The organism is Flavobacterium geliluteum, from assembly GCF_017948595.1.
GTDB classification, from domain to species: Bacteria; Bacteroidota; Bacteroidia; order Flavobacteriales; family Flavobacteriaceae; genus Flavobacterium; species Flavobacterium flavipigmentatum.
This window is the reverse complement of sequence record NZ_JAGFBV010000034.1, coordinates 1-21,128: the sequence shown is the minus strand read 5'-3', so window position 1 is coordinate 21,128 and position 21,128 is coordinate 1. Positions and strand designations below refer to the sequence as shown.

At 34.3% G+C, this 21,128-nt stretch carries 18 protein-coding genes; 8 read left to right on the top strand and 10 right to left on the bottom strand.

The window, feature by feature from the left end; translation table 11 throughout:
• Positions 1-37: 37 nt before the first annotated feature.
• From efp to J3495_RS16950, 5 genes are all read right to left on the bottom strand, one after another.
• Positions 38-604 carry an elongation factor P gene (efp, locus tag J3495_RS16970; RefSeq protein ID WP_026985157.1) on the bottom strand — a complete coding sequence of 189 codons (567 nt, stop codon included), beginning with the start codon at positions 602-604 and terminating at the stop codon, positions 38-40.
• Between the two features lie 93 nt (positions 605-697).
• Complete coding sequence (gene lpxA, locus J3495_RS16965; protein ID WP_210667868.1) at positions 698-1,483, bottom strand: acyl-ACP--UDP-N-acetylglucosamine O-acyltransferase; 786 nt, start codon at positions 1,481-1,483, stop codon at positions 698-700.
• A 73-nt stretch (positions 1,484-1,556) separates the two neighbouring features.
• Positions 1,557-2,945 (bottom strand): bifunctional UDP-3-O-[3-hydroxymyristoyl] N-acetylglucosamine deacetylase/3-hydroxyacyl-ACP dehydratase, encoded by a 1,389-nt coding sequence (locus J3495_RS16960; protein WP_210667866.1) that lies wholly within the window; start codon positions 2,943-2,945, stop codon positions 1,557-1,559.
• Positions 2,938-3,981, bottom strand: a complete 1,044-nt coding sequence (lpxD, locus tag J3495_RS16955) for a UDP-3-O-(3-hydroxymyristoyl)glucosamine N-acyltransferase (protein ID WP_210667864.1) — start codon at positions 3,979-3,981, stop codon at positions 2,938-2,940. Before lpxD ends, J3495_RS16960 begins: the two co-directional genes overlap by 8 nt.
• A gap of 39 nt (positions 3,982-4,020) precedes the next feature.
• On the bottom strand, positions 4,021-5,250 hold the full coding sequence (locus J3495_RS16950) for an HD domain-containing protein (RefSeq protein ID WP_210667862.1): 1,230 nt from the start codon (positions 5,248-5,250) through the stop codon (positions 4,021-4,023).
• A gap of 222 nt (positions 5,251-5,472) precedes the next feature.
• On the opposite strand from J3495_RS16950, the gene porX reads away from it, so the two are divergent.
• The 5 genes from porX (at position 5,473) to J3495_RS16925 (ending at position 9,763) form a co-directional block, all read left to right on the top strand.
• Positions 5,473-7,026: a T9SS response regulator signal transducer PorX gene (gene porX / locus J3495_RS16945; protein ID WP_210667860.1), complete on the top strand. Its 1,554-nt coding sequence runs from the start codon at positions 5,473-5,475 to the stop codon at positions 7,024-7,026.
• A 149-nt stretch (positions 7,027-7,175) separates the two neighbouring features.
• Entirely contained in the window at positions 7,176-7,583 is a 408-nt protein-coding gene (tsaE, locus tag J3495_RS16940; RefSeq protein ID WP_210667858.1) for a tRNA (adenosine(37)-N6)-threonylcarbamoyltransferase complex ATPase subunit type 1 TsaE, read from the top strand.
• A 13-nt stretch (positions 7,584-7,596) separates the two neighbouring features.
• Positions 7,597-8,070, top strand: a complete 474-nt coding sequence (locus J3495_RS16935; protein ID WP_210667849.1) for a GNAT family N-acetyltransferase — start codon at positions 7,597-7,599, stop codon at positions 8,068-8,070.
• A gap of 83 nt (positions 8,071-8,153) precedes the next feature.
• Complete coding sequence (locus tag J3495_RS16930; protein WP_210667847.1) at positions 8,154-9,353, top strand: alanine dehydrogenase; 1,200 nt, start codon at positions 8,154-8,156, stop codon at positions 9,351-9,353.
• A gap of 35 nt (positions 9,354-9,388) precedes the next feature.
• Positions 9,389-9,763, top strand: a complete 375-nt coding sequence (locus tag J3495_RS16925) for a DUF4258 domain-containing protein (RefSeq protein ID WP_210667846.1) — start codon at positions 9,389-9,391, stop codon at positions 9,761-9,763.
• Between the two features lie 114 nt (positions 9,764-9,877).
• Here J3495_RS16925 and J3495_RS16920 read toward each other — a convergent pair whose 3' ends face one another.
• Complete coding sequence (locus J3495_RS16920) at positions 9,878-10,549, bottom strand: uracil-DNA glycosylase (protein ID WP_210667845.1); 672 nt, start codon at positions 10,547-10,549, stop codon at positions 9,878-9,880.
• A 111-nt stretch (positions 10,550-10,660) separates the two neighbouring features.
• Here J3495_RS16920 and J3495_RS16915 point away from each other — a divergent pair, with 111 nt between their 5' ends.
• Both J3495_RS16915 and J3495_RS16910 read left to right on the top strand, forming a co-directional pair.
• A complete protein-coding gene (locus tag J3495_RS16915; protein ID WP_210667836.1) occupies positions 10,661-12,826 on the top strand; it encodes an endonuclease MutS2 in 2,166 nt (721 codons plus the stop codon).
• A 793-nt stretch (positions 12,827-13,619) separates the two neighbouring features.
• Positions 13,620-14,033 (top strand): thiol-disulfide oxidoreductase DCC family protein, encoded by a 414-nt coding sequence (locus J3495_RS16910; protein WP_210667834.1) that lies wholly within the window; start codon positions 13,620-13,622, stop codon positions 14,031-14,033.
• A gap of 178 nt (positions 14,034-14,211) precedes the next feature.
• Here J3495_RS16910 and J3495_RS16905 read toward each other — a convergent pair whose 3' ends face one another.
• Positions 14,212-15,093, bottom strand: a complete 882-nt coding sequence (locus J3495_RS16905; protein WP_210667831.1) for a DUF808 domain-containing protein — start codon at positions 15,091-15,093, stop codon at positions 14,212-14,214.
• 382 nt (positions 15,094-15,475) lie between these two features.
• A complete protein-coding gene (clpB, locus tag J3495_RS16900; RefSeq protein WP_210667830.1) occupies positions 15,476-18,082 on the bottom strand; it encodes an ATP-dependent chaperone ClpB in 2,607 nt (868 codons plus the stop codon).
• 206 nt (positions 18,083-18,288) lie between these two features.
• Here clpB and ytxJ point away from each other — a divergent pair, with 206 nt between their 5' ends.
• On the top strand, positions 18,289-18,678 hold the full coding sequence (gene ytxJ / locus J3495_RS16895; RefSeq protein ID WP_210667828.1) for a bacillithiol system redox-active protein YtxJ: 390 nt from the start codon (positions 18,289-18,291) through the stop codon (positions 18,676-18,678).
• A 139-nt stretch (positions 18,679-18,817) separates the two neighbouring features.
• Here ytxJ and J3495_RS16890 read toward each other — a convergent pair whose 3' ends face one another.
• Entirely contained in the window at positions 18,818-19,987 is a 1,170-nt protein-coding gene (locus tag J3495_RS16890) for a hypothetical protein (protein ID WP_210667826.1), read from the bottom strand.
• Positions 19,984-20,982, bottom strand: coding sequence for a DUF2157 domain-containing protein (locus J3495_RS16885; RefSeq protein WP_210667824.1), 999 nt, complete (start codon positions 20,980-20,982; stop codon positions 19,984-19,986). Before J3495_RS16885 ends, J3495_RS16890 begins: the two co-directional genes overlap by 4 nt.
• Between the last annotated feature and the right edge of the window lie 146 nt (positions 20,983-21,128).

Here is a 21,128-nt window from a genome sequence, read left to right as displayed (position 1 = left end):
TCTAATTGACTCATTGACAAAATATCTAATTAATAAACTACTCTTTTACACGCTCCATGTAAGAACCTGAAGCCGTATCGATTTTAATTTTATCACCTTCGTTAATAAACAAAGGAACGTTTACAGAAGCTCCTGTTTCTACCGTAGCAGATTTTGTAGCATTTGTAGCCGTGTTTCCTTTTACTCCAGGCTCTGCATACGTAACTTCAAGAATTACAGAAGATGGCATGTCTACAGACAAAGGCAAATCAGTTTCAGTATTTACCTGAACCATTACGCTTGTTCCTTCCTTCAATAATCCTGGAGCATCTAGGATATTTTTATTCAAAGAAATTTGCTCAAAAGATTCTGTATTCATGAAATGAAATTCATCTCCTTCAGCATATAAAAATTGGTAATTATGCGTCTCTACACGCACATCATCAATTTTATGCCCTGCAGAAAATGTATTATCCAATACTCTTCCTGTAGTTAAGCTTCTCAATTTTGTTCTTACGAAAGCAGGTCCTTTACCTGGTTTTACGTGAAGAAATTCGACTATTTTATAAATATCGTGATTGAATTTGATACACAATCCGTTTCTAATATCTGATGTAGATGCCATTTATTTTTATTTTATTTAATATTTTGTTGAATCGTTGAATCGTTTATTTGTTTTCGCCTTAACGATTAAACAAATAAACAATTAAACTTTTATTTAATAATTACCTGAATAACCTTTCATAATTCCTCTTGATGAATTCCTGATAAAATCAAGAATCTCATCTCTCTCAGGAGTGGCTTCCATTTCTGCTTCAATTATACTTAAAGCTTGAGTTGTATTATAATTTTTTTGGTATAAAATCCTGTATATTTCCTGAATTTCTCTGATTTTTTCTGTACTGAAACCTCTTCTTCTAAGGCCAACAGAATTGATCCCCACATAAGACAAAGGCTCTTTTGCTGCTTTTGTAAAAGGCGGAACATCTTTACGAACCAAAGAACCACCAGAAATCATGGCATGATCGCCAATATGAATAAACTGGTGAATAGCCGCCAAACCTCCAATAACAGCATGGTTTCCTACCACAACGTGACCCGCAAGAGCCACTCCGTTTACGATAATCGCATTGTTACCAATCTCGCAATCGTGAGCGATGTGTGCATAAGCCATGATCAAACAATTGTTTCCTAAAATTGTCTGGCCAGAAGCAACTGTGCCTCTATTGATGGTTACACATTCTCTGATAGTACAATTATCACCAATAATAGCAAGAGAATCCTCTCCTCCAAATTTTAAATCTTGCGGTACTGCAGAAATTACTGCGCCTGGAAAAATATTGCAATTTTTACCAATACGAGCACCTTCCATGATGGTTACATTTGAACCAATCCAAGTACCATCCCCAATAACGACATTATTGTGAATTGTTGTAAAAGGCTCAATTACAACATTTTTGGCGATTTTGGCGCCGGGATGAACATATGCTAATGGTTGATTCATCTGTATATTTTATATTTTAAATTAAAATAATCTAATTTGGGCAACAAACCTAAACAATAAAATTGATTATTTATTATTGTTTTTTTGCAATTTGAGCCATTAGTTCAGCTTCGGCTACTAATTTTCCGTTTGCGTAAGCGTTTGCCTGCATGTGACAGATACCTCTTCTGATAGGAGAAATCAAATCACATTTGAAAATCAGGGTGTCACCTGGTAAAACTTTATGTTTGAATTTGACATTATCAATTTTCATAAAATAAGTCAAATAATTTTCGGGATCCGGAACAGTACTTAAAACCAAAATTCCTCCTGTTTGTGCCATTGCCTCTACAATTAAAACGCCTGGCATTACCGGTGCGTCTGGAAAATGCCCTACGAAAAAATTTTCATTCATAGTAACATTTTTCATTCCAACCACATGACTTTCAGACATTTCTATAATTCTATCAATTAACAAAAATGGAGGTCTGTGAGGCAAAACGGCCATAATTTTATGAATATCCATCAAAGGCTCCTGATTCAAATCATAAACTGGAACGTGATTTCTTTGCTCTATTTTGATAATTTTTGCTAATTTTTTGGCAAACTGCGTATTTACAAAGTGACCCGGTTTATTGGCAATAATTTTCCCTTGAATTCTAACTCCTATCAAAGCCAAATCACCTACTACATCTAGTAATTTGTGACGTGCCGCTTCGTTTGGGTAATGCAAAGTAAGATTGTCTAAAACCCCATTTGGTTTTACCGAAATTTTCTCTTTTCCAAAAGCTTTTTTCAGATTTTCCATCGTAGACTCAGATATTTCTTTGTCTACATACACAATTGCGTTGTTTAAATCTCCTCCTTTAATTAGTCCATTCTCTAATAAAGATTCTAATTCGTGCAGGAAACTAAAAGTTCTAGAGTTCGAAATTTCATCTTTAAAATCGGCTATACTTTTCATTGTTGCATTTTGTGTACCTAAAACTTTAGTACCAAAATCAACCATTGCAGTCACTTGATAATCATCGCTTGGCATCACCAAAATCTCGCTTCCGGTAGTTTCATCAGTAAACGAAATCACTTCTTTTACCACATAAACATTACGTTTGGCTTCCTGCTCCTCGATACCCGCTTTTTCTATTGCTTCAACAAAATACTTTGAAGAACCATCCATAATAGGAAGTTCGGAAGCATTTAATTCTATTATAACATTATCCAAATCACAACCTACTAATGCGGCAAGAACGTGTTCTGGAGTTTGAATTTTTACGCCTAATTTTTCTAAATTTGTACCTCTTTGCGTGTTTACCACATAATTGGCATCAGCCTCAATAATAGGTTGTCCTTGCAAATCTACTCTTACAAAAGTGAAACCATTATTTACTGGAGCAGGTTTAAAAGTCATTGTAACTTCTTTTCCAGTGTGTAATCCAACTCCTGTTAGTGAAATTTCATTCTTGATGGTCTTCTGTTTAACCATTATTTCCATTTTTTGGGTTTATTATTTGTTTCTTTAATTCTTCTAATTCAGACACAATTTTAGGAAAGTTCTTAAAATGAACATACGATTTACTAAAATCATTATAATTAAACGCCGGACTTCCTTGCAAAATTTCATCATCCTTAATATTTCGAGCTACTCCCGCCTGCGCTTGAAGTCTAACGTTATTTCCTATTGTTAAGTGTCCTGCGATACCCACTTGTCCGCCAATCATACAGTTTTTGCCGATTTTTGTAGAACCAGCTACGCCTGTTTGCGCTGCTATTACAGTATTTTCTCCGATTTCTACATTATGAGCAATCTGAATCTGATTGTCTAATTTAACTCCTTTTCTAATTATGGTAGAACCAAGAGTTGCTCGATCTATAGTAGTATTGGCACCAATATCTACATTGTCTTCGATTACAACGTTACCGATTTGAGGAACCTTACTGTAAACACCTTCTTCATTTGGCACAAAACCAAAACCATCTGCTCCTATAATTGCTCCTGAATGAATCGTACAATTGTTGCCAATGATCGTTTCAGAATAAATTTTTGCGCCTGCAAAAATATATACATTATCTCCAATAACAACATTATCACCAATAAAACTGTTAGGGTAAATCTTTACATTATCTCCCAAAACCACGTTTTGACCCACATAGCTGAAGCTTCCAAGGTATAAATTTGCTCCATATTGAACTCCTTCTGTGATAAAAGCTTGCGATTCTATACCGTTTTTGTTCAATTTTACTTGATTGTAAAACTCTAAAAGCTTAGAAAAAGACGCATACGCATCATCTACTTTTATCAAAGTAGTGGTGATTTCAGATTCAGGCACAAAAGAATCGTTAACAATTGTTACCGAAGCTCTCGTTGTATAAATATGATTGATATATTTGGGGTTTGCCAAGAAAGTAAGAGATCCTTCCTCTCCTTCTTCGATTTTAGAAAGTCGAGAAACCTCTGCATTGGGATTACCAATAACCTCTCCTTCTAAAATTCCTGCTATTTGTTCTGCTGTAAATTTCATTCCGACAAAAATATAAAAAATAGGTTTTAAATGTTAATTTTAGATAAGTTGTTTTGGAAAACAGATGTAATATTTTGTAACCAGTTTAGATAACGATTTCAAATTCAGCTGATCAGAGGCTTCCACAACATCTTCAATTGTTTTGTCTTTTTTCCAAATTCGTATCGGTTCTGCCTCTTTACTGTAGGCTTGATTTTTAATTTTTCCTCTAAAAATAAAATATCCTGCTTCAATTAGAGAAATATGATGCTCACTCGCAAATTGTTCTTTTAGAGATTGTGATTCTTCCATCGGAATTTTCTCGGCGCTGAGTTTTATTTTTAATAAATCTCTGTTAATGATCATTTTACTCAACGTCGAAAGAATAAAATCATCCTGTTTTTGCCAGGTTTTCAAGGCACTTATAATGTCAAAATCATCCAATTGAGAAAATAAATCCAGATTTTCAGCATCAAAACCTTCAAGCGTAATTTTGTTTTGCATAAAAAATTTAAGTGGCGCACTGCAAGGCAAATTCACTCCTTTTAAAGTCAGTTCTTTGGCTCTTTTTAAGACTTTCATCAAAATTAATTCGGCCACCAAACTCGTTTTATGCAAATACGCCTGCCAATACATCAGTCTTCTCGAAAGCAGAAATTTTTCGACAGAATAAATTCCTTTTTCTTCAATAACCAAAACCCCATCAACAACATTCATCATTTGTATCAATCGCTCCGAATTGACATTTCCTTCTGCAACGCCGGTATAAAAACTATCTCGTTTTAGATAATCCATTCGATCCATATCCAACTGACTTGAAATAAGCTGCAACATGAATTTCCTGTGATATTCTCCTTTAAAAACCTGAATGGCCAAACTCAATTTTCCATCAAATTCCTCGTTTAACTGATGCATAAAAAGTAACGAAATTGCCTCGTGATTCACATCTTCTACAATACTTTTTTCCATTGCATGCGAGAAAGGCCCATGACCAATATCGTGCAGCAAAATAGCAATATACAAAGCATTTTCTTCTTCTGATGAAATAGCGATTCCTTTAAAACGAAGTGTTTCGACGGCTTTTTGCATCAAATGCATGCAGCCCAAAGCATGATGAAAACGGGTGTGATTGGCTCCCGGATATACCAAATATGATAATCCCATTTGCGAAATACGTCGCAATCGCTGAAAGTACGGGTGCTGAATTAGGTCGTAAATAAGCTCATTCGGAATAGAAATAAAACCGTAAATCGGGTCATTGAATATTTTTAACTTATTGATATGAGTCACTATTTGGCTGTTTTTTTAGGTCAACAAATATAAGTAAATAACTATTAACTGTTTTGTGTTTTCTATTTAAAAAACAACACCCAAAAATGCTTCAATTTCTTCACCTGAATCCCTACAAAATATATTTTGGATAAAAATGCAATTTATTAAACTGAAATTTATACTATTTTTAATACTTTTTTAGTTCTATACCCTTAAATTGCATTAAAATTAAAGTTGTTTATGGATAAGATAAAAATACTTTGGGTCGATGACGAAATCGATCTTTTGAAACCACATATATTGTTTCTCGAAAAAAAAAATTACGCTGTAACTACTTGTAACAACGGTCTGGATGCTATTACTATGTTTGACGAAGATAATTTTGATATTGTCTTTTTGGATGAAAATATGCCCGGAATGAGCGGATTGGAAACACTTTCTGAAATGAAAGAAAAAAAATCGGCGATACCCATGATCATGATTACCAAAAGTGAGGAAGAGTATATTATGGAAGAAGCGATTGGTTCTAAAATCGCAGATTATTTGATCAAACCCGTAAATCCAAACCAAATTTTATTGAGTTTGAAGAAAAATCTGGATCACTCGAGGTTAATTTCAGAAAAAACAACTTTAGACTATCAGAAGGAATTTAGAAAAATTTCGATGGAAATGGCGATGGTAAATTCCTATGAAGATTGGGTCGAATTGTATAAAAAATTGATTTTTTGGGAATTAGAATTAGAAAACATCAACGATCAAGGCATGATCGAAATTCTTGAATCGCAAAAAGTAGAAGCCAACTCGCAATTCGGAAAATATATCGAAAGAAATTACGAAGATTGGTTTGCTCCAAAAGCCGATAAACCTATCCAATCGCACAACTTATTTAAGGAACTGGTTGTGCCAGAACTTAAAAAGAAAGACAAACCCATTTTGTTTGTCGTGATTGATAATTTGCGCTACGACCAATGGAAATCTTTTGAAACTGTGGTTGCTAATTACTACAAATTAGAAAAAGAAATTCCGTACTTTTCTATACTTCCAACGGCAACACAATACGCTAGAAATGCTATTTTCTCAGGTTTATTGCCTTCGGACATGGAAAAGCAGTTTCCGCAATATTGGAAAAATGATGTAGAAGATGGCGGAAAAAACCTGTTCGAAGCTGAGTTTTTAACAGCTCAATTAAAGCGTTTAGGCTTAAACATCAAAGAAGATTATTTTAAAATCACCAATTATGCCGGTGGAAAGAAGTTGGCAGAAAATTTCAAAGCCTTAAAAGGCAACGATTTAGTAACGGTTGTATATAATTTTGTGGATATGTTATCGCATGCCAAAACCGAAATGGATGTTGTAAAAGAGCTTGCCTCAGACGACAAAGCGTATCGATCTCTGACTTTGAGCTGGTTTAAAAATTCACCTTTATTAGAAATTATACAACAAGCACAACTTTTGGGCTTCAAATTAATATTGACAACCGATCATGGGACTATCAATGTAAAAAATCCATCAAAAGTGGTTGGAGATAAAAATACAAGTCTCAATTTGCGCTACAAAACGGGCCGAAGTCTTACGTACGAACAAAAAGACGTATACATGGTAAAAGACCCGAAAAAAATTGGTCTACCGTCTATAAACATGAGTAGTTCGTTTATTTTTGCCAAAAATGATTTGTTTTTGGCCTACGTCAACAACTACAATCATTATGTGAGTTATTACAAAAACACGTACCAACATGGTGGAATTTCATTAGAAGAAATGATAATTCCGTTTTTGGTATTTAATCCAAAATAAAAACCTATTACTACGAATTTTGCGAATTTACATTAATTTATTTTTAATATTCTAATAGAAAATTAGACTTTAATTCAGGAAAATTATTGAAATTCGTGGCAAAAATAATTTCGCTTTCGCGGAAGACAATCGTACTAAATAAACATAAAATGAATATCGTTTTTTCATTAGATCAAATTCAGGAAGTAGCGGAACAAATTTTGGCTTCAAATCCAAAAAAAATCATTCTTTTTAACGGAGAGATGGGCGTTGGAAAAACGACACTCATCAAACAATTGTGCAAAGCTTTAGGCGTTCAGGATGCTACAAGCAGCCCTACCTTTTCGTTGGTAAACGAATATAATGCAAACAACAATCAAATTGTTTATCATTTCGATTTTTACCGTTTAAACAAAGAAACCGAAGCACTAGACATGGGAGTTGATGATTATCTGTACTCTGGAAATTGGTGTTTTATAGAATGGTCCGAAAAAATTGCAACCTTGATTCCTGAAGAGCACTCTGTAATCAATATTGAATTAATGGCCGATGGTAAAAGAGAATTGAAATTTGTTTAAAATATTTTTTAAAATGAATCCCCAAAACACAGTCGAAATCATCCCTTTTTCAGCAGATTTAAAAGAACATATTAAAATTCTAAATTTAGCCTGGCTTACTAAATATTTTAGAGTTGAAGAAAAAGACGAATTGGTACTTTCAAATCCGCAGGAAGAGATTATTGACAAAGGCGGAATGATTTTTTATACAAAATATAACAATGAAATCATTGGAACTGCTTCTTTAATGAAAATAAATACCGATACTTTCGAATTGAGCAAAATGGCTGTTTCGGATAAGGCACAAGGTCTCGGAATTGGTAATAAACTGCTCGTTCATTGCCTTGCTGTAGCCGAAGAAAGTGGCATCAAAAAGGTAATTTTATATTCCAATACAAAATTACTTCCCGCAATTCATCTGTATCGAAAATTTGGTTTTATTGAGACTCCTCTGGAAGGAAAAATATATGAAAGAGCCGACATTAAAATGGAAAAAATAATATCTTGATTTTTAAAGCAGTATTAGCAGAATTTTTCCACTAATTTTAAAACTTTTTACGTAATTTGTACTCTTAATTTTTTGCACAACCCATGTCAATAACCTTAACGCCATTTACGAAACAACAATTGTTGCCACAGGAAGAAAAACTTGAAGTGGGCCGATTTAAAAGAGAACTTTTTATAGGAATTCCTAAAGAAACAAGTTATCAGGAACGCCGTATATGCCTGACTCCGGATGCTGTTAATTCTCTAACTTATGAAGGGCACCGCGTGATGATTGAAGCGGGAGCAGGAGAAAGTTCGAGTTATTCTGATAAAGAATATAGTGATGCGGGGGCAGAAGTTACAAATGATACTAAAAAAGTCTTTGGTTGTCCGATGCTTTTAAAGGTAGAACCACCAACTTTGGCAGAAATCGAGATGATAAATCCTGAAACAATTATCATTTCTGCTATTCAATTAAAGACAAAAAAGAAAGCCTATTTTGAAGCTTTAGCGCAAAAAAAGATTACAGCACTTGCTTTTGAATATATTAAAGACGAAGATGGCTCGTACCCAGCGGTAAAATCGCTGAGCGAAATCGCGGGAACAGCTTCTATCTTGATCGCAGCCGAACTCATGATTACCGATGAATTTGGTAAAGGACTTTTATTCGGAAATATTACGGGTGTCCCTCCTACAGAAGTGGTTATTTTGGGAGCAGGAACGGTGGGCGAATTTGCTGCCAAAACTGCAATTGGTTTGGGTGCAAACGTAAAAGTCTTTGATAATTCGATTACCAAATTACGCCGTTTACAAAATAATTTAAGTCAAAGAATCTTTACTTCTACCATTCAGCAAAAAGCATTATTAAAAGCGTTAAGACGTTGTGATGTCGCTATTGGTGCGATGCGCGGCAAAGAACGTTGCCCGATTGTTGTGACCGAAACTATGGTAGAACACATGAAAAAAGGAGCCGTAATTGTCGATGTAAGTATTGATACTGGCGGTTGTTTTGAAAGTTCTGAAGTAACTACACACGAAAAACCGACTTTTATAAAAAGTAATGTACTCCACTATTGTGTTCCAAATATTCCGTCAAGATATTCTAAAACTGCGTCGCTTTCGATCAGCAACATCATAACACCATATTTGTTGCAAATAGCCGAAGATGGTGGTCTGGAGAGCGCAATAAGATGCAATAAGGGTTTGAAAAACGGAATTTATCTGTATCACGGAATTTTAACCAATAAAGCGATTGGCGAGTGGTTTGATTTACCTGATAACGATATCAATTTACTTGTTTTTTAAGCGAACTTTAGCTTACCTTTGCAAAAAAAATCTTCATGAAGTTCGTACATCGTTTTGCTTATTATTTAATTGGTTTGATTATGGGATGCTTTTTTGTAGCCCTTGTTTTTAGTGGTAAAGACACGCGTTGCAACTATTTTCCGAATGCTAGAGTTCTAAATACCTTGCGAACAAAACCGTTTCAATATTCTGATAAAGCAATTCAGACATTAAATGAAAAATGGATTGATACTGTCGATATAAAAAATACCTTGCAATACGGTGATGTAGATTTTGATCAAAGTAACATTGTTTTCAAAAAAGGAAAATTGTACGTTATTGAAGGAAAAACAGTCAAAAATCAAGAAATCATCTTGAAAGTAATCAACTACGAAAGCAAAGCTGTTTTAGACGAAATCATCAAAAAATAATTTTTAAAAATTATACTCATTAATGGTTTTAAACTACAAATGATATAAATAAGTTTAATTATTTTTTAACTTTGTAATAAAATAATTTATATCAAATCGAGTATTGAAAACCTTTTATAACCAATCGATCTTTTGAATTCCCTTTGATTGCAAGAAAGCATTTGTTTGGCTAAAATGTTTGTTACCGAACCATTTTCCTTGATTAGCACTCATGGGCGATGGATGACCGCACTCTAAAACAAAGTGCTTGGAACGATCTATTTTCATTCCTTTTTTCTGAGCAAAACTTCCCCACAATAAAAAAACAACATTTTCTTTTTGGTCAGAAATAATTTGAATGACGGCATCTGTAAAAAGATTCCATTTTAGGTGTTTATGACTATTGGGACTGTCTTTTCGAACGGTTAAAGAAGCATTTAAAAGCAACACTCCTTGCTTGGCCCATTTTTCTAAATTTCCTGAAGTAGACATAAAAATCGAATCTAAATCGTCATTTAGTTCTCTGAAAATATTGCGTAAAGAAGGTGGAATTTTGACCGAATCATTTACAGAAAAACTCAAACCATTGGCTTCACCCTCGCCGTGATAAGGATCCTGACCAATAATAACCACCTTCAAATCTGCAAAAGAACAGGATTGAAAGGCGGAGAAAATCAATTCGGCAGGAGGATAACAAATATATTTTTGGTATTCTTCGTCTAAAACTTCTATCAAATCCTTAAAATAAGGCTTTTTAATTTCATCGGTCAGAACGGCTTGCCACTCAGTGGAGAGATTGATTTTCATGCAAAAAATATTTATTACAAATTACGCAAAGTTTTTTTCAAAGTACCAATAAATAGTGCTTTTAGTTTTAAAACTTTGTAACTTTGAAACTTTACAACTTACGACAAATTAATGATATCCATTACCGAAAAAACATTACAGGATTTACAATTTCCAACAGTGCTCGAAACCATTTCGGCTGGCTGTAATACAGATATTGGAAAAGAAAAAGCACTGCAAATAACCCCTTTTAGAGACAAAGAAACTTTGATGCAAGCCTTGATGCAAACCTCTGAGTATGTCTCGTCTTTTCAAAACAACAACGCAATTCCGAATCACGGTTTTGACGCCATAACACACGAAATCAAATTTCTTGCAATCGAAGATAGCTTTCTGGAAGTAGGTAGTTTTAGAAAAATAGCCACACTTTCGTCAACAACCAATTTTTTGTTGAATTTCCTCAAAAAATTTGATGATTATTATCCGAATCTTAACGCAAGAGCTTCAAGAGTAGAATACACAAAAGACATTGTCACATTAATTGACGCCATTGTGGATAAATATGGCGAAATAAAAGACAATGCTTCGCCTGTTTTACTGGATATTCGTCGCAATATGAATACAGTTCGCGGGAAAGTAAATCAGAGTTTTGGAGTCGCTTTGACGCACTACAATGGACTTGGTTACTTAGACGACATCAAAGAAAGCTTTGTTCAAAATCGCCGTGTTTTGGCAGTTTTAGCGATGTATCGTCGTAAAGTAAAAGGCTCTATTCTGGGAAGTTCGAAAACAGGAAGTATCGCTTATATTGAACCGGAAGCTACTTTAACCTATTCTCGTGAATTGGCCAATCTTGAATACGAAGAAAAAGAAGAAATTACCCGAATTTTAAAGCAATTATCCAATGCTATTCGCCCTTTTTTACTTCTTTTGATCGAATATCAGGAATTTTTAAGTGATATTGATGTGGTGGCTGGAAAAGCAAAATATGCCAATAGAATCAACGGAATTCTTCCGACCATTAGTGAGGAGCGAAGATTGTTTTTTAGAGAAGCGTACCACCCTATTTTATATTTGAATAATAAACAAAAGAACGAAATTACACATCCTCAAACTATTGAATTAAAGCAAGATAACCGAATTATTGTAATTTCAGGGCCTAATGCTGGAGGAAAAACAATTTCGCTAAAAACAGTAGGTTTATTGCAATTGATGCTGCAATCGGGAATGTTGATCCCCGTGCATGAACGCAGCGAAACTTTCCTGTTTGATAGAATTTTGACCGATATTGGTGATAATCAATCTATTGAAAATCATTTGAGTACCTATAGTTACCGACTAAAAAACATGAATTATTTTCTAAAAAAATGCAACAAGAAAACCATGTTTTTGATTGATGAATTTGGTACCGGTTCTGATCCCGAGTTAGGTGGCGCTTTGGCAGAAATTTTTCTCGAAGAGTTTTATCATCGTGAGGCTTTCGGAATTATAACAACCCATTATTCAAACCTGAAGATTCTGGCCAACGAATTGCCTTTTGCTACCAATGCCAATATGATGTTTGACGAAAAATCGTTAGAACCGATGTACAAACTCGCTTTAGGCCAAGCCGGTAGCTCGTTTACTTTTGAGGTAGCGCAGAAAAATGGTATTCCGTTTGGATTAATTAATCGTGCCAAAAAGAAAATTGAAGTCGGTAAAGTACGCTTTGATAAAACGATTGCTACGCTTCAAAAAGAGCGTTCTAAACTCGAGAAAACGTCCATCAATCTGAAAGAAGAAGAAACCCGAGCGCGAGAAGAAAGCAAAAAGATGGAAACCATCAATGTAAAAATCAAACAAAAACTGGAAAGCTATCAGGAATTATATGACAGCAACCAAAAAACGATTTACATTGGTCAAAAGATTGAAGATATTTCGGAGAAATACTTTAACAATAAAAACAAAAAGGAACTTATTGGTGAGTTTTTGAAAATTATCGAAATCGAGAATTCGAAACGTAAAAAAGCAACACCAAAAGAAGCCAAAGCGATTGTAGAAAAAAAGAAAGAAGTAATCGCCGAGGTTGCTGTTAAAGTTGAAGAAATTAGAAAAGAGAAAAAAGAAAAGAAGTTAAAAATAATAGTCGAAAAACCTAAACCCATACTAAAAGTAGGCGATCGCGTAAGAATGCTGGAAGGAAGATCTGTTGGAAGTATTGATGCTATTGAAAAAAATAAAGCTACTGTAAACTACGGAGTCTTTACCTCTAAAGTGAGTTTGGACGAATTAGAATTGGTTGAAGCTGTGAAAAAATAGCTTTTTAAAAATTACAAGTCATTGCGAGGAACGAAGCAATCTCACTAAAATGAGCTGTTAACAACTAATTAATGCTAGAAATACTATTTTATATATATTCTTAGCGTGCGAAAAAAAAGACTAACTGAATGTGATTGCTTCGTTCCTCGCAAAGACCTAACCTACAAGTCATGGCGAGGAACGAAGCAATCTCACTAAAATGAGCTGTTAGCAACTAATTAATTCTAGAAATACTATTTTTGTATAAATTCTTAGGGTGCGAAAAAAAAGACTAACTGAATGTGATTACTTCGTTCCTCGCAAAGACCGAAACTCCAATTCATTGTGAGGAATGAAACAATATCACTAAAATGAGCTGTTAGCAACTAATTAATTCTAGAAATACTATTTTTGTATAAATTCTTAGGGTGCGAAAAAAAAGAATAACTGAATGTGATTGCTTCGTTCCTCGCAAAGACCTAACCTACAAGTCATTGCGAGGAACGAAGCAATCTCACTAAAATGAGCTGTTAGCAATTAATTAATTCTAGAAATACTATTTTTGTATAAATTCTTAGGGTGCGAAAAAAAAAGAATAACTGAATGTGATTGCTTCGTTCCTCGCAAAGACCTAACCTGCAAATCATTGTGAGGAACGAAGCAATCTCACTAAAATGAAAAGAGGAATCTCTATTCGTTAATCGACAATGAAAATCAAACTTTGCGTTAGTTTCTTGTGGAGAATCCTAGTTCTTCGGAATGACAAACTAAATTATAAGCTAACTCGAAACGTGAAACTTGAAACAAAAAAACAATGATAAACTTTCCTCAAAATAAAAATATAATTCTATTTGATGGCGTTTGCAATTTATGCAACAGAGCTGTTCAGTTTATTATTAAACGTGATAAAAAAGATGTTTTTCGGTTTGTGGCTTTACAATCTGAGTTGGGTATAGAGATTTGCCGTTATATCGGAATAGATCAGCAGAAAATAGATAGCATCGTTTTGTACAAACCTGCTATTGCCTACTACTATAAATCTACGGCAGTACTTGAAATTGCTAATGAACTCGGAGGTTTTTATGGTTTGCTGGCTGTTTTTAAAATAGTTCCGGAGAAAGTTAGAAATTATATTTATGATTACATTGCCAAAAATCGATACAAATGGTATGGAAAGAAGGAAAGCTGCATGATTCCGACGCCCGAATTGAAGGCGAAATTTTTATGAAGTTTAACCAAGATTTCTTGTAAGTGCAAAAATCTCTAACCTAGCCCCGATAGAAGTAGAAATCCTTTTGTGCCGTTGTTCGGCATAAAAGATTGGAGCGGATAGCGGGACAAGTGGTCTTTTGAAAATGAATCATCTGCTCCTGCAAAAACTTTTATAAGGTAGCTGTGATGTTTTATTAGTGACTCTCTTTTGTTTTCTTGAAAATCTTTTTGAAAAGGCTAACGATTGCTAAAACAACGAGGCCGATTGCTAACCCAAAAACAAACTCTTTTATAATTGAGGGAATATTGGGCCATAAATGATGTAGAAAATCGCTGTTGTGTACAAAAATACCTCCGGCCACTAAAATCAAGGCTATTGTGCCAATAACTGATAAACTTTGGATGACTTTTGGCAATGCCTTAACGAGAATATTGCCGATGGTTTTGGAGATACTTCGTTCTTTTTTACTCCATTTTATCATTTTAAAACCAAACTCATCCATTCTGACAATAAGAGCGACGATGCCATAAACGCCCACGGTTGCAATGATTGCGATTATTGACACTACGGCTATTTGTGACGAAAGTGGTTTTTCTATGACCGTGCTCATTGCAATGATGACAATCTCTACGGAGAGAATAAAATCGGTTACGATGGCAGATTTTATTTTTTCTTTTTCGATGATTAAAATTTGTTCTTCGGTCAAGTCTTCGTTGATAATGTCTATTTTTGAATGTTGATGCGGAAATATAAATTCGTATATTTTTTCGGCACCTTCATAAGCTAAAAAAAGCCCTCCTAATACTAAAATTACGGTTATTGCTACAGGGAAAAAAGCGCTTAGTAGAAAGGCAACGGGCAAAATAATTAATTTATTGACAAAAGATCCTTTTCCGATTGCCCATAAAACGGGAAGTTCTCTCGAGGAAACAAATCCAGATGCTTTTTCGGCATTTACGGCCAAATCATCGCCCAAGATACCCGCTGTTTTTTTTGCTGCAACCTTACTCATTACAGCAACATCATCCATAATTGCTGCGATATCATCTAATAGTGCGAAAAAACCTGATGCCATTTTAATTTTTTATTTAGTGCTGCGAATCTACTACTTTTTGATCAATTATAGCAGTTAAAATTAACTACACTGACCTAAAAGTACCCATATAATAATAAAAACCAAAATAGTTCCGAAGCATCCGCCTCCTAATTTTTTGGCACCGTAGCCTGCTAATAATCCTCTAAAAATATTATTCATAATGCAATTATTTTGTGTTACTATTTTTGTTTAATTGGTTTGGTACAATTTTACCTCTGCAAATGTGAGAACTAAGTTAAAGATTGTTTTTATATTACTTTTCTAAAAAGTTTCAAAATTTGTAGATTTTTCCTTAAAATCTGTAATTTAAAAAAAACACCAGCTCTACACTGGTGTTTTTTACTTTTAAAAACTAAAAAAATTATTTTACTAATTCGGCAGATTGGTTTCTAAAAACCAAGTTACCATCAAAAGCATCGATCAAAATGATACTGTCTGTGGTGATTTTACCAGCCAAAATTTCTTTAGATAACTGGTTCAGCACCTCTCTCTGAATCACACGTTTTACAGGTCTTGCTCCGTACTGAGTATCATATCCTTTGTCAGAAAGGTATTTGATGGCTTCAGGAGTTGCATCCATTGTTATGCCCTGAAGTGCTAACATTTTGGTTACACTTTTGAGTTGCAAACTCACAATTTTCGAAATATTTTCGATTGTTAGCGGCGTAAACAATACAATTTCATCGATACGATTGATAAATTCAGGTCGAACGATTTGTTTTAATAAACCTAAGACTTCTACTTTTGCAGCCTCAGTTGCTGCTTCAATTCCGCCTTTTAAATTATCAAACTTCTCTTGAATAATATGGCTTCCCATATTGGATGTCATGATGATAATCGTATTTTTGAAATCTGCTAATCGCCCTTTATTATCTGTCAAACGACCTTCATCCAAAACCTGCAATAAAATATTAAATGTATCGGGATGTGCTTTTTCTATCTCATCCAACAGAATTACAGAATAAGGTTTTCTACGAACGGCTTCGGTCAGCTGGCCTCCTTCTTCATAACCCACGTATCCCGGAGGCGCACCTACCAATCTGCTTACGCTGTGGCGTTCCTGGTACTCACTCATATCGATTCGGGTCATGGCATTTTCGTCATCAAAAAGATATTCTGCCAATGCTTTTGCCAGCTCAGTTTTACCAACTCCTGTAGTTCCCAAGAACAAGAAAGTCCCCACAGGTTTTTTCATATCCTGTAATCCTGCACGGCTTCTGCGCACGGCGTCACTTACTGCCTCAATCGCTTCTTCCTGACCTACTACACGTTTGTGCAATTCGTCTTCAAGATGTAACAGCTTTTCTCTCTCGGTTTGCAGCATTTTCATCACCGGAATACCAGTCCACTTTGCTACGACTTCGGCAATATCTTCTCGGGTGACTTCTTCTTTTATCAAAGAATTACCTGACTGGTATTCTTGTAATTGTTTCAATAATACATCTAAACGCTCCTGAGCTTCTTTGATTTTTCCGTAACGAATTTCGGCTACTTTTCCGTAATCACCATCACGTTCGGCACGTTCGGCTTCGTGTTTAAAATCTTCTATTTCTAATTTTACTGCCTGAACACCATCTACAACATCTTTCTCCGTTTTCCATTTCGTGTAAATTTCGTTACGCTCCTCTTTGAGATTCGCCAAATCCATTCGTAAAATTTTGAGCTTGCTCTCTTCTTTTTCACGTTTAATCGCTTCGATTTCAATTTCGAGCTGCATGATTTTACGATCCAAAACATCTAATTCTTCTGGTTTTGAATTGATCTCCATACGTAATTTTGATGCCGCTTCGTCCATCAAATCGATAGCTTTATCCGGCAAAAATCGATTGGTAATGTAACGTTGCGAAAGTTCTACTGCAGCGATAATCGCTTCGTCTTTAATCTGAACTTTATGATGCGTTTCGTATTTTTCTTTGATACCACGCAAGATCGAGATGGCACTTTCGGTATCTGGTTCGTCTATTAAAACCTTTTGAAAACGACGTTCTAAGGCTTTGTCTTTTTCAAAATATTTTTGATATTCATCTAAAGTGGTAGCGCCAATAGCTCTCAACTCACCACGAGCCAAAGCCGGTTTTAAGATGTTGGCGGCATCCATAGCGCCTTCTCCCCCTCCTGCACCTACAAGCGTGTGAATTTCATCAATAAACAAAACAATATCACCTTCTGCGGCGGTTACTTCTTTTACCACCGATTTTAAACGTTCTTCAAATTCTCCTTTGTATTTGGCACCAGCAATGAGCGCTCCCATATCTAGCGAGAAAACGATTTTATTTTTTAAATTTTCAGGAACGTCACCATCTACAATTCGATGTGCCAAGCCTTCGGCAATAGCGGTTTTACCCACTCCGGGTTCACCAACCAACATCGGGTTATTTTTGGTTCTACGAGTAAGGATTTGCAGCACACGGCGAATTTCTTCATCACGGCCAATTACGGGATCAAGTTTTCCTGTGCGCGCCAGCTCATTTAAATTTTTAGCATACTTATTCAGAGAATTGTAATTTTCTTCAGCTGAAGCTGATGTCACTCTTTCGCCTTTTCGAAGTTCCTCAATAGTGGCTTTCAATCCTTTTCCAGTTACACCCTGATCTTTCAGAATTTGCGCTACCTTGCTTTTAGAGTCAAAAATTGCTAAAATTAAATGTTCAATTGAAACATATTCATCGTTCATTTTTTGCGCAATAATCTCTGCTTCATTCAATGCTTTGTTCGCATCGCGTGAAAGCGTGATATCACCTCCTGAAACTTTTGGAAAACTTTGAATAGTAGCATCTAATAACTGCAGAAATAAAGGCAGATTTACATTTAATTTTTTCAAAATAAAAGGTGCTACATTTTCGTCTACTTCAAAAATAGCTTTAAAAATGTGCTCATTTTCTATCTGTTGCTGTCCGTATCGTTGCGCCAATTGCTGTGATAGCTGAATGGCTTCCTGCGATTTGGTCGTAAATTTATTTATATTCATCTTTTTATATTTTAAGTTTTTTGTTTTGTTTGTAAAATCGATCTGATTAAAATTTGATTGGATTGAAGTAAATTTTAAAATTAAATCCTATAACTTTGTTTCAGAATGTTCAAAATACATTCCATAGTAAAATTAAAGACAAAATGACATTTAAAGTGATTTTTTACTCTTTATTTAATGTCAGAAAGTCATAAATCTAATCAAATATGAGTTTTTTCAATTCAATCTTCGGAAATTCTGACGCATCAGATACACCAAAAAGCAGTGTTAACTGGACAGAATTAACCGATATAGCACAATTAATGGAAGTTGAAGCGGTATCTAATGAAAAGCTGGTCGTCATTTTTAAGCACAGTACAAGATGCAGCATTAGCCGAATGGCTTTGAAGCAATTTGAACGCGAATACGATTTGAATGATACTGTTGATGCTTATTTTCTTGACTTAATTGCACATCGCGATATCTCGAATGAAATTGCAAATCGTTTTAATGTGTACCACGAATCACCACAATTGATTTTAATTAAAAACGGAAAAGCAGTGTATGATGTTTCACATAGCGATATTGATGCAGTAGCTTTAAAAACTAAAGTTTAGTTTTTTTGTGAAAGTTTTTTTTGTGAAATGTGAAATGTAAAACGTTTAAATGTTGATATTTTTTACATTTCACATTTTACATTTCACATTTCACATTTTACATTTCACATTTTCTCTTTTTACTTTTCACAGAAATCAATTAAAATGTTCCTCCAGAACCACCTCCGCTAAAGCCACCTCCACCAAAATCCATTGGTGAATCCTGTGGTTTTACTTCGGGTTTCATTCCAAAAGTTGAAGCTACTATCAAGGCTTCGGCATTTAAAAATGCATTTGAATTATTGATTCTATCGGGTTTAAATGTTAAACCTGTTTCTTTGTCTTTTAATTTTTTTATCGAAAAAAATGTAATTGCAAATAAGACTATTCCCCCCAAAGTAAGTGCTATTTCTACAGGCAAAATAGAATGGTAAAATCGGATCGTATAAATGGAGAAAGCAATCGCTAAAAAACTTATCCAAAGTAGGATTCTATCTTTTGTTTTTAATGCCTGAACCAAGTAAACAGCCGGTACAACAAAAGTAAAAGCATAGAAGAAATAGGCAAATGGAATATCTTTTCCTGGTGCAATTTCGTTTCCTAAAAGCATCGCGGAAAGTTCTCTTACAACCAAATAATTGCATGACAAATAAAACAGCACCAGACAAAAACTATTGGCAATCAAAATGCCTTTATGATAGTAATGCTGAGTAGTTTTTTCATTCAATTTTTTAGTAAAAAAATAAAAACCTACTGCGAAAATCATCGCTACAAAAGGTAAAATTGTTTTTCCGATAGTTCCAAATTCAAATAGTCCGTAAAATAATATTGCAGAACAAGAGCAGCAAAAAACGAGCATTGACAAAAGATGCAGATATCTTTTGTACATGATAAAAGACACTACAGTAACAAAAATCGCAATGATCAATTCGTATGCTTCTGTAGAGATCGCAATTGCTAAACCCAGATTGAATAATGCACCAAGTGTAAAGGCGTCATCTAAACCATGTTGACGATATTTTTGAACGGCCAAAACCTCTGCACCAAAAAACCCAACTGCAGCAAAAAAATAACAACAGATATCAAAAAAATGATCATTGCTGTCTACCAGTCCCAACAAGGCAATTACCCCACAAATAGAGGCATACAAAAACACTCCTAAAATTAAAAATCCTAAGCGAACCAAAATATTAGTATTGCTTTTGAATACTGGTAATTCATTTTTCAAAATTGTTACCTGTTCTTTAGATATAAAACCTGCCTCTTGTAAAGAACGGGCTTCTTCGATCAAAATTAAATTGTCTAATAAAGTTTTATCGTGAACTATCATGCTGCAATTTCTTTGTTAAAGTTTTTAATTAATTTTATGAATATTACTATTGAACCAATAAAATAGACGGGTAATATCAAAATAAATAACATCCAGATATCCGAAAAGTTTACAAATTCAAAAATCCTAAAGACAACAATATTGAATCCAATATAAGCATAGATAATCATAAAAACATATAATGAAATTGCTTTAAGTTCATAGCTGATTTTATAAAAATAATATGCAGATCCCGCTAAAACAACTACAAAAAGCATCCAAAGACTATTGTTGTGATAATCGGTTAAACCGCTAATAGATGCAATACTTATCAAGTGCAAAGCGAAAGTTAAATAAAGGAGTTTAAAATGCGTTTTTAATGCAATTTTTGAACTGTAAATAGTCCACACAATAAGGATTCCACCCAATAAAATAGCTGAATAAGTTAAGTTTTGACTGGTATAAAAATTATTCCTGAGCAAATCCTGCGGCGTGGCTGAGATACCTACATAAGCTGCTAAACCCGTAATCGCAATCGTTAGTACACTTTTATTATCAAAATAATAGGCACAGAAAAAACTAATTAGAGTCGGAATTAAAGTTGCTAAACCATAATGGGTTCCAAAAGCTTCATATTGAAACTGCAAATAACCTATAAAAATACATGTCAAGATAGTAGCGGCCAAAACCAAATATTCTAAAACAGGACTATCGAAAATGGTTTCTGTTTTTTGAAATCCTTTTGAATTTTTAAAACAATAATAAAAACATCCTACGATAACCACAAGCAATATCGCAAGTATAACAATATGACCAATGGTATCAATATTTTGATAAATTAAAATTCCGATTCCGGAAGTAAATAGCAAAACCGATAAATAAAGGAAAAATTTTAATTCGGCATGAAGCGAAAAAATATTGCGATTGCGGTATACGGTGATTTCTTCAAACTGATTTTCAGTTATGAATTTACTTTCCAGAAGCGATTGAGCCGCCTGTTCTTCCAGTTTTGTCATATTCTAAATTTAAAATAACTAATTAATTCAAGTTGCTAGTTTCTATAGTATAAAAAACAAAGCAGAGGTTTAGTAAATTTGTTTTGCGAACCAATAAACCTCACCAATGCTTTGTAAAGACAAAATTATATCAATTTTTTGTTTAA

Bases quoted from the DNA above. Each gene is read 5' to 3' on its own strand.
- J3495_RS16920 (WP_210667845.1), bottom strand. From the start codon at position 10,549: ATGAAAATCAATCTCTCCACTGAGTGGCAAGCCGTTCTGACCGATGAA.
- lpxA (WP_210667868.1), bottom strand. From the start codon at position 1,483: ATGAATCAACCATTAGCATATGTTCATCCCGGCGCCAAAATCGCCAAA.
- J3495_RS16885 (WP_210667824.1), bottom strand. From the start codon at position 20,982: ATGACAAAACTGGAAGAACAGGCGGCTCAATCGCTTCTGGAAAGTAAA.
- ytxJ (WP_210667828.1), top strand. From the start codon at position 18,289: ATGAGTTTTTTCAATTCAATCTTCGGAAATTCTGACGCATCAGATACA.
- J3495_RS16935 (WP_210667849.1), top strand. From the start codon at position 7,597: ATGAATCCCCAAAACACAGTCGAAATCATCCCTTTTTCAGCAGATTTA.
- porX (WP_210667860.1), top strand. From the start codon at position 5,473: ATGGATAAGATAAAAATACTTTGGGTCGATGACGAAATCGATCTTTTG.
- J3495_RS16925 (WP_210667846.1), top strand. From the start codon at position 9,389: ATGAAGTTCGTACATCGTTTTGCTTATTATTTAATTGGTTTGATTATG.
- efp (WP_026985157.1), bottom strand. From the start codon at position 604: ATGGCATCTACATCAGATATTAGAAACGGATTGTGTATCAAATTCAAT.
- lpxD (WP_210667864.1), bottom strand. From the start codon at position 3,981: ATGAAATTTACAGCAGAACAAATAGCAGGAATTTTAGAAGGAGAGGTT.
- J3495_RS16905 (WP_210667831.1), bottom strand. From the start codon at position 15,093: ATGGCATCAGGTTTTTTCGCACTATTAGATGATATCGCAGCAATTATG.
- J3495_RS16915 (WP_210667836.1), top strand. From the start codon at position 10,661: ATGATATCCATTACCGAAAAAACATTACAGGATTTACAATTTCCAACA.
- J3495_RS16890 (WP_210667826.1), bottom strand. From the start codon at position 19,987: ATGATAGTTCACGATAAAACTTTATTAGACAATTTAATTTTGATCGAA.
- J3495_RS16960 (WP_210667866.1), bottom strand. From the start codon at position 2,945: ATGGTTAAACAGAAGACCATCAAGAATGAAATTTCACTAACAGGAGTT.
- tsaE (WP_210667858.1), top strand. From the start codon at position 7,176: ATGAATATCGTTTTTTCATTAGATCAAATTCAGGAAGTAGCGGAACAA.
- clpB (WP_210667830.1), bottom strand. From the start codon at position 18,082: ATGAATATAAATAAATTTACGACCAAATCGCAGGAAGCCATTCAGCTA.
- J3495_RS16910 (WP_210667834.1), top strand. From the start codon at position 13,620: ATGATAAACTTTCCTCAAAATAAAAATATAATTCTATTTGATGGCGTT.
- J3495_RS16930 (WP_210667847.1), top strand. From the start codon at position 8,154: ATGTCAATAACCTTAACGCCATTTACGAAACAACAATTGTTGCCACAG.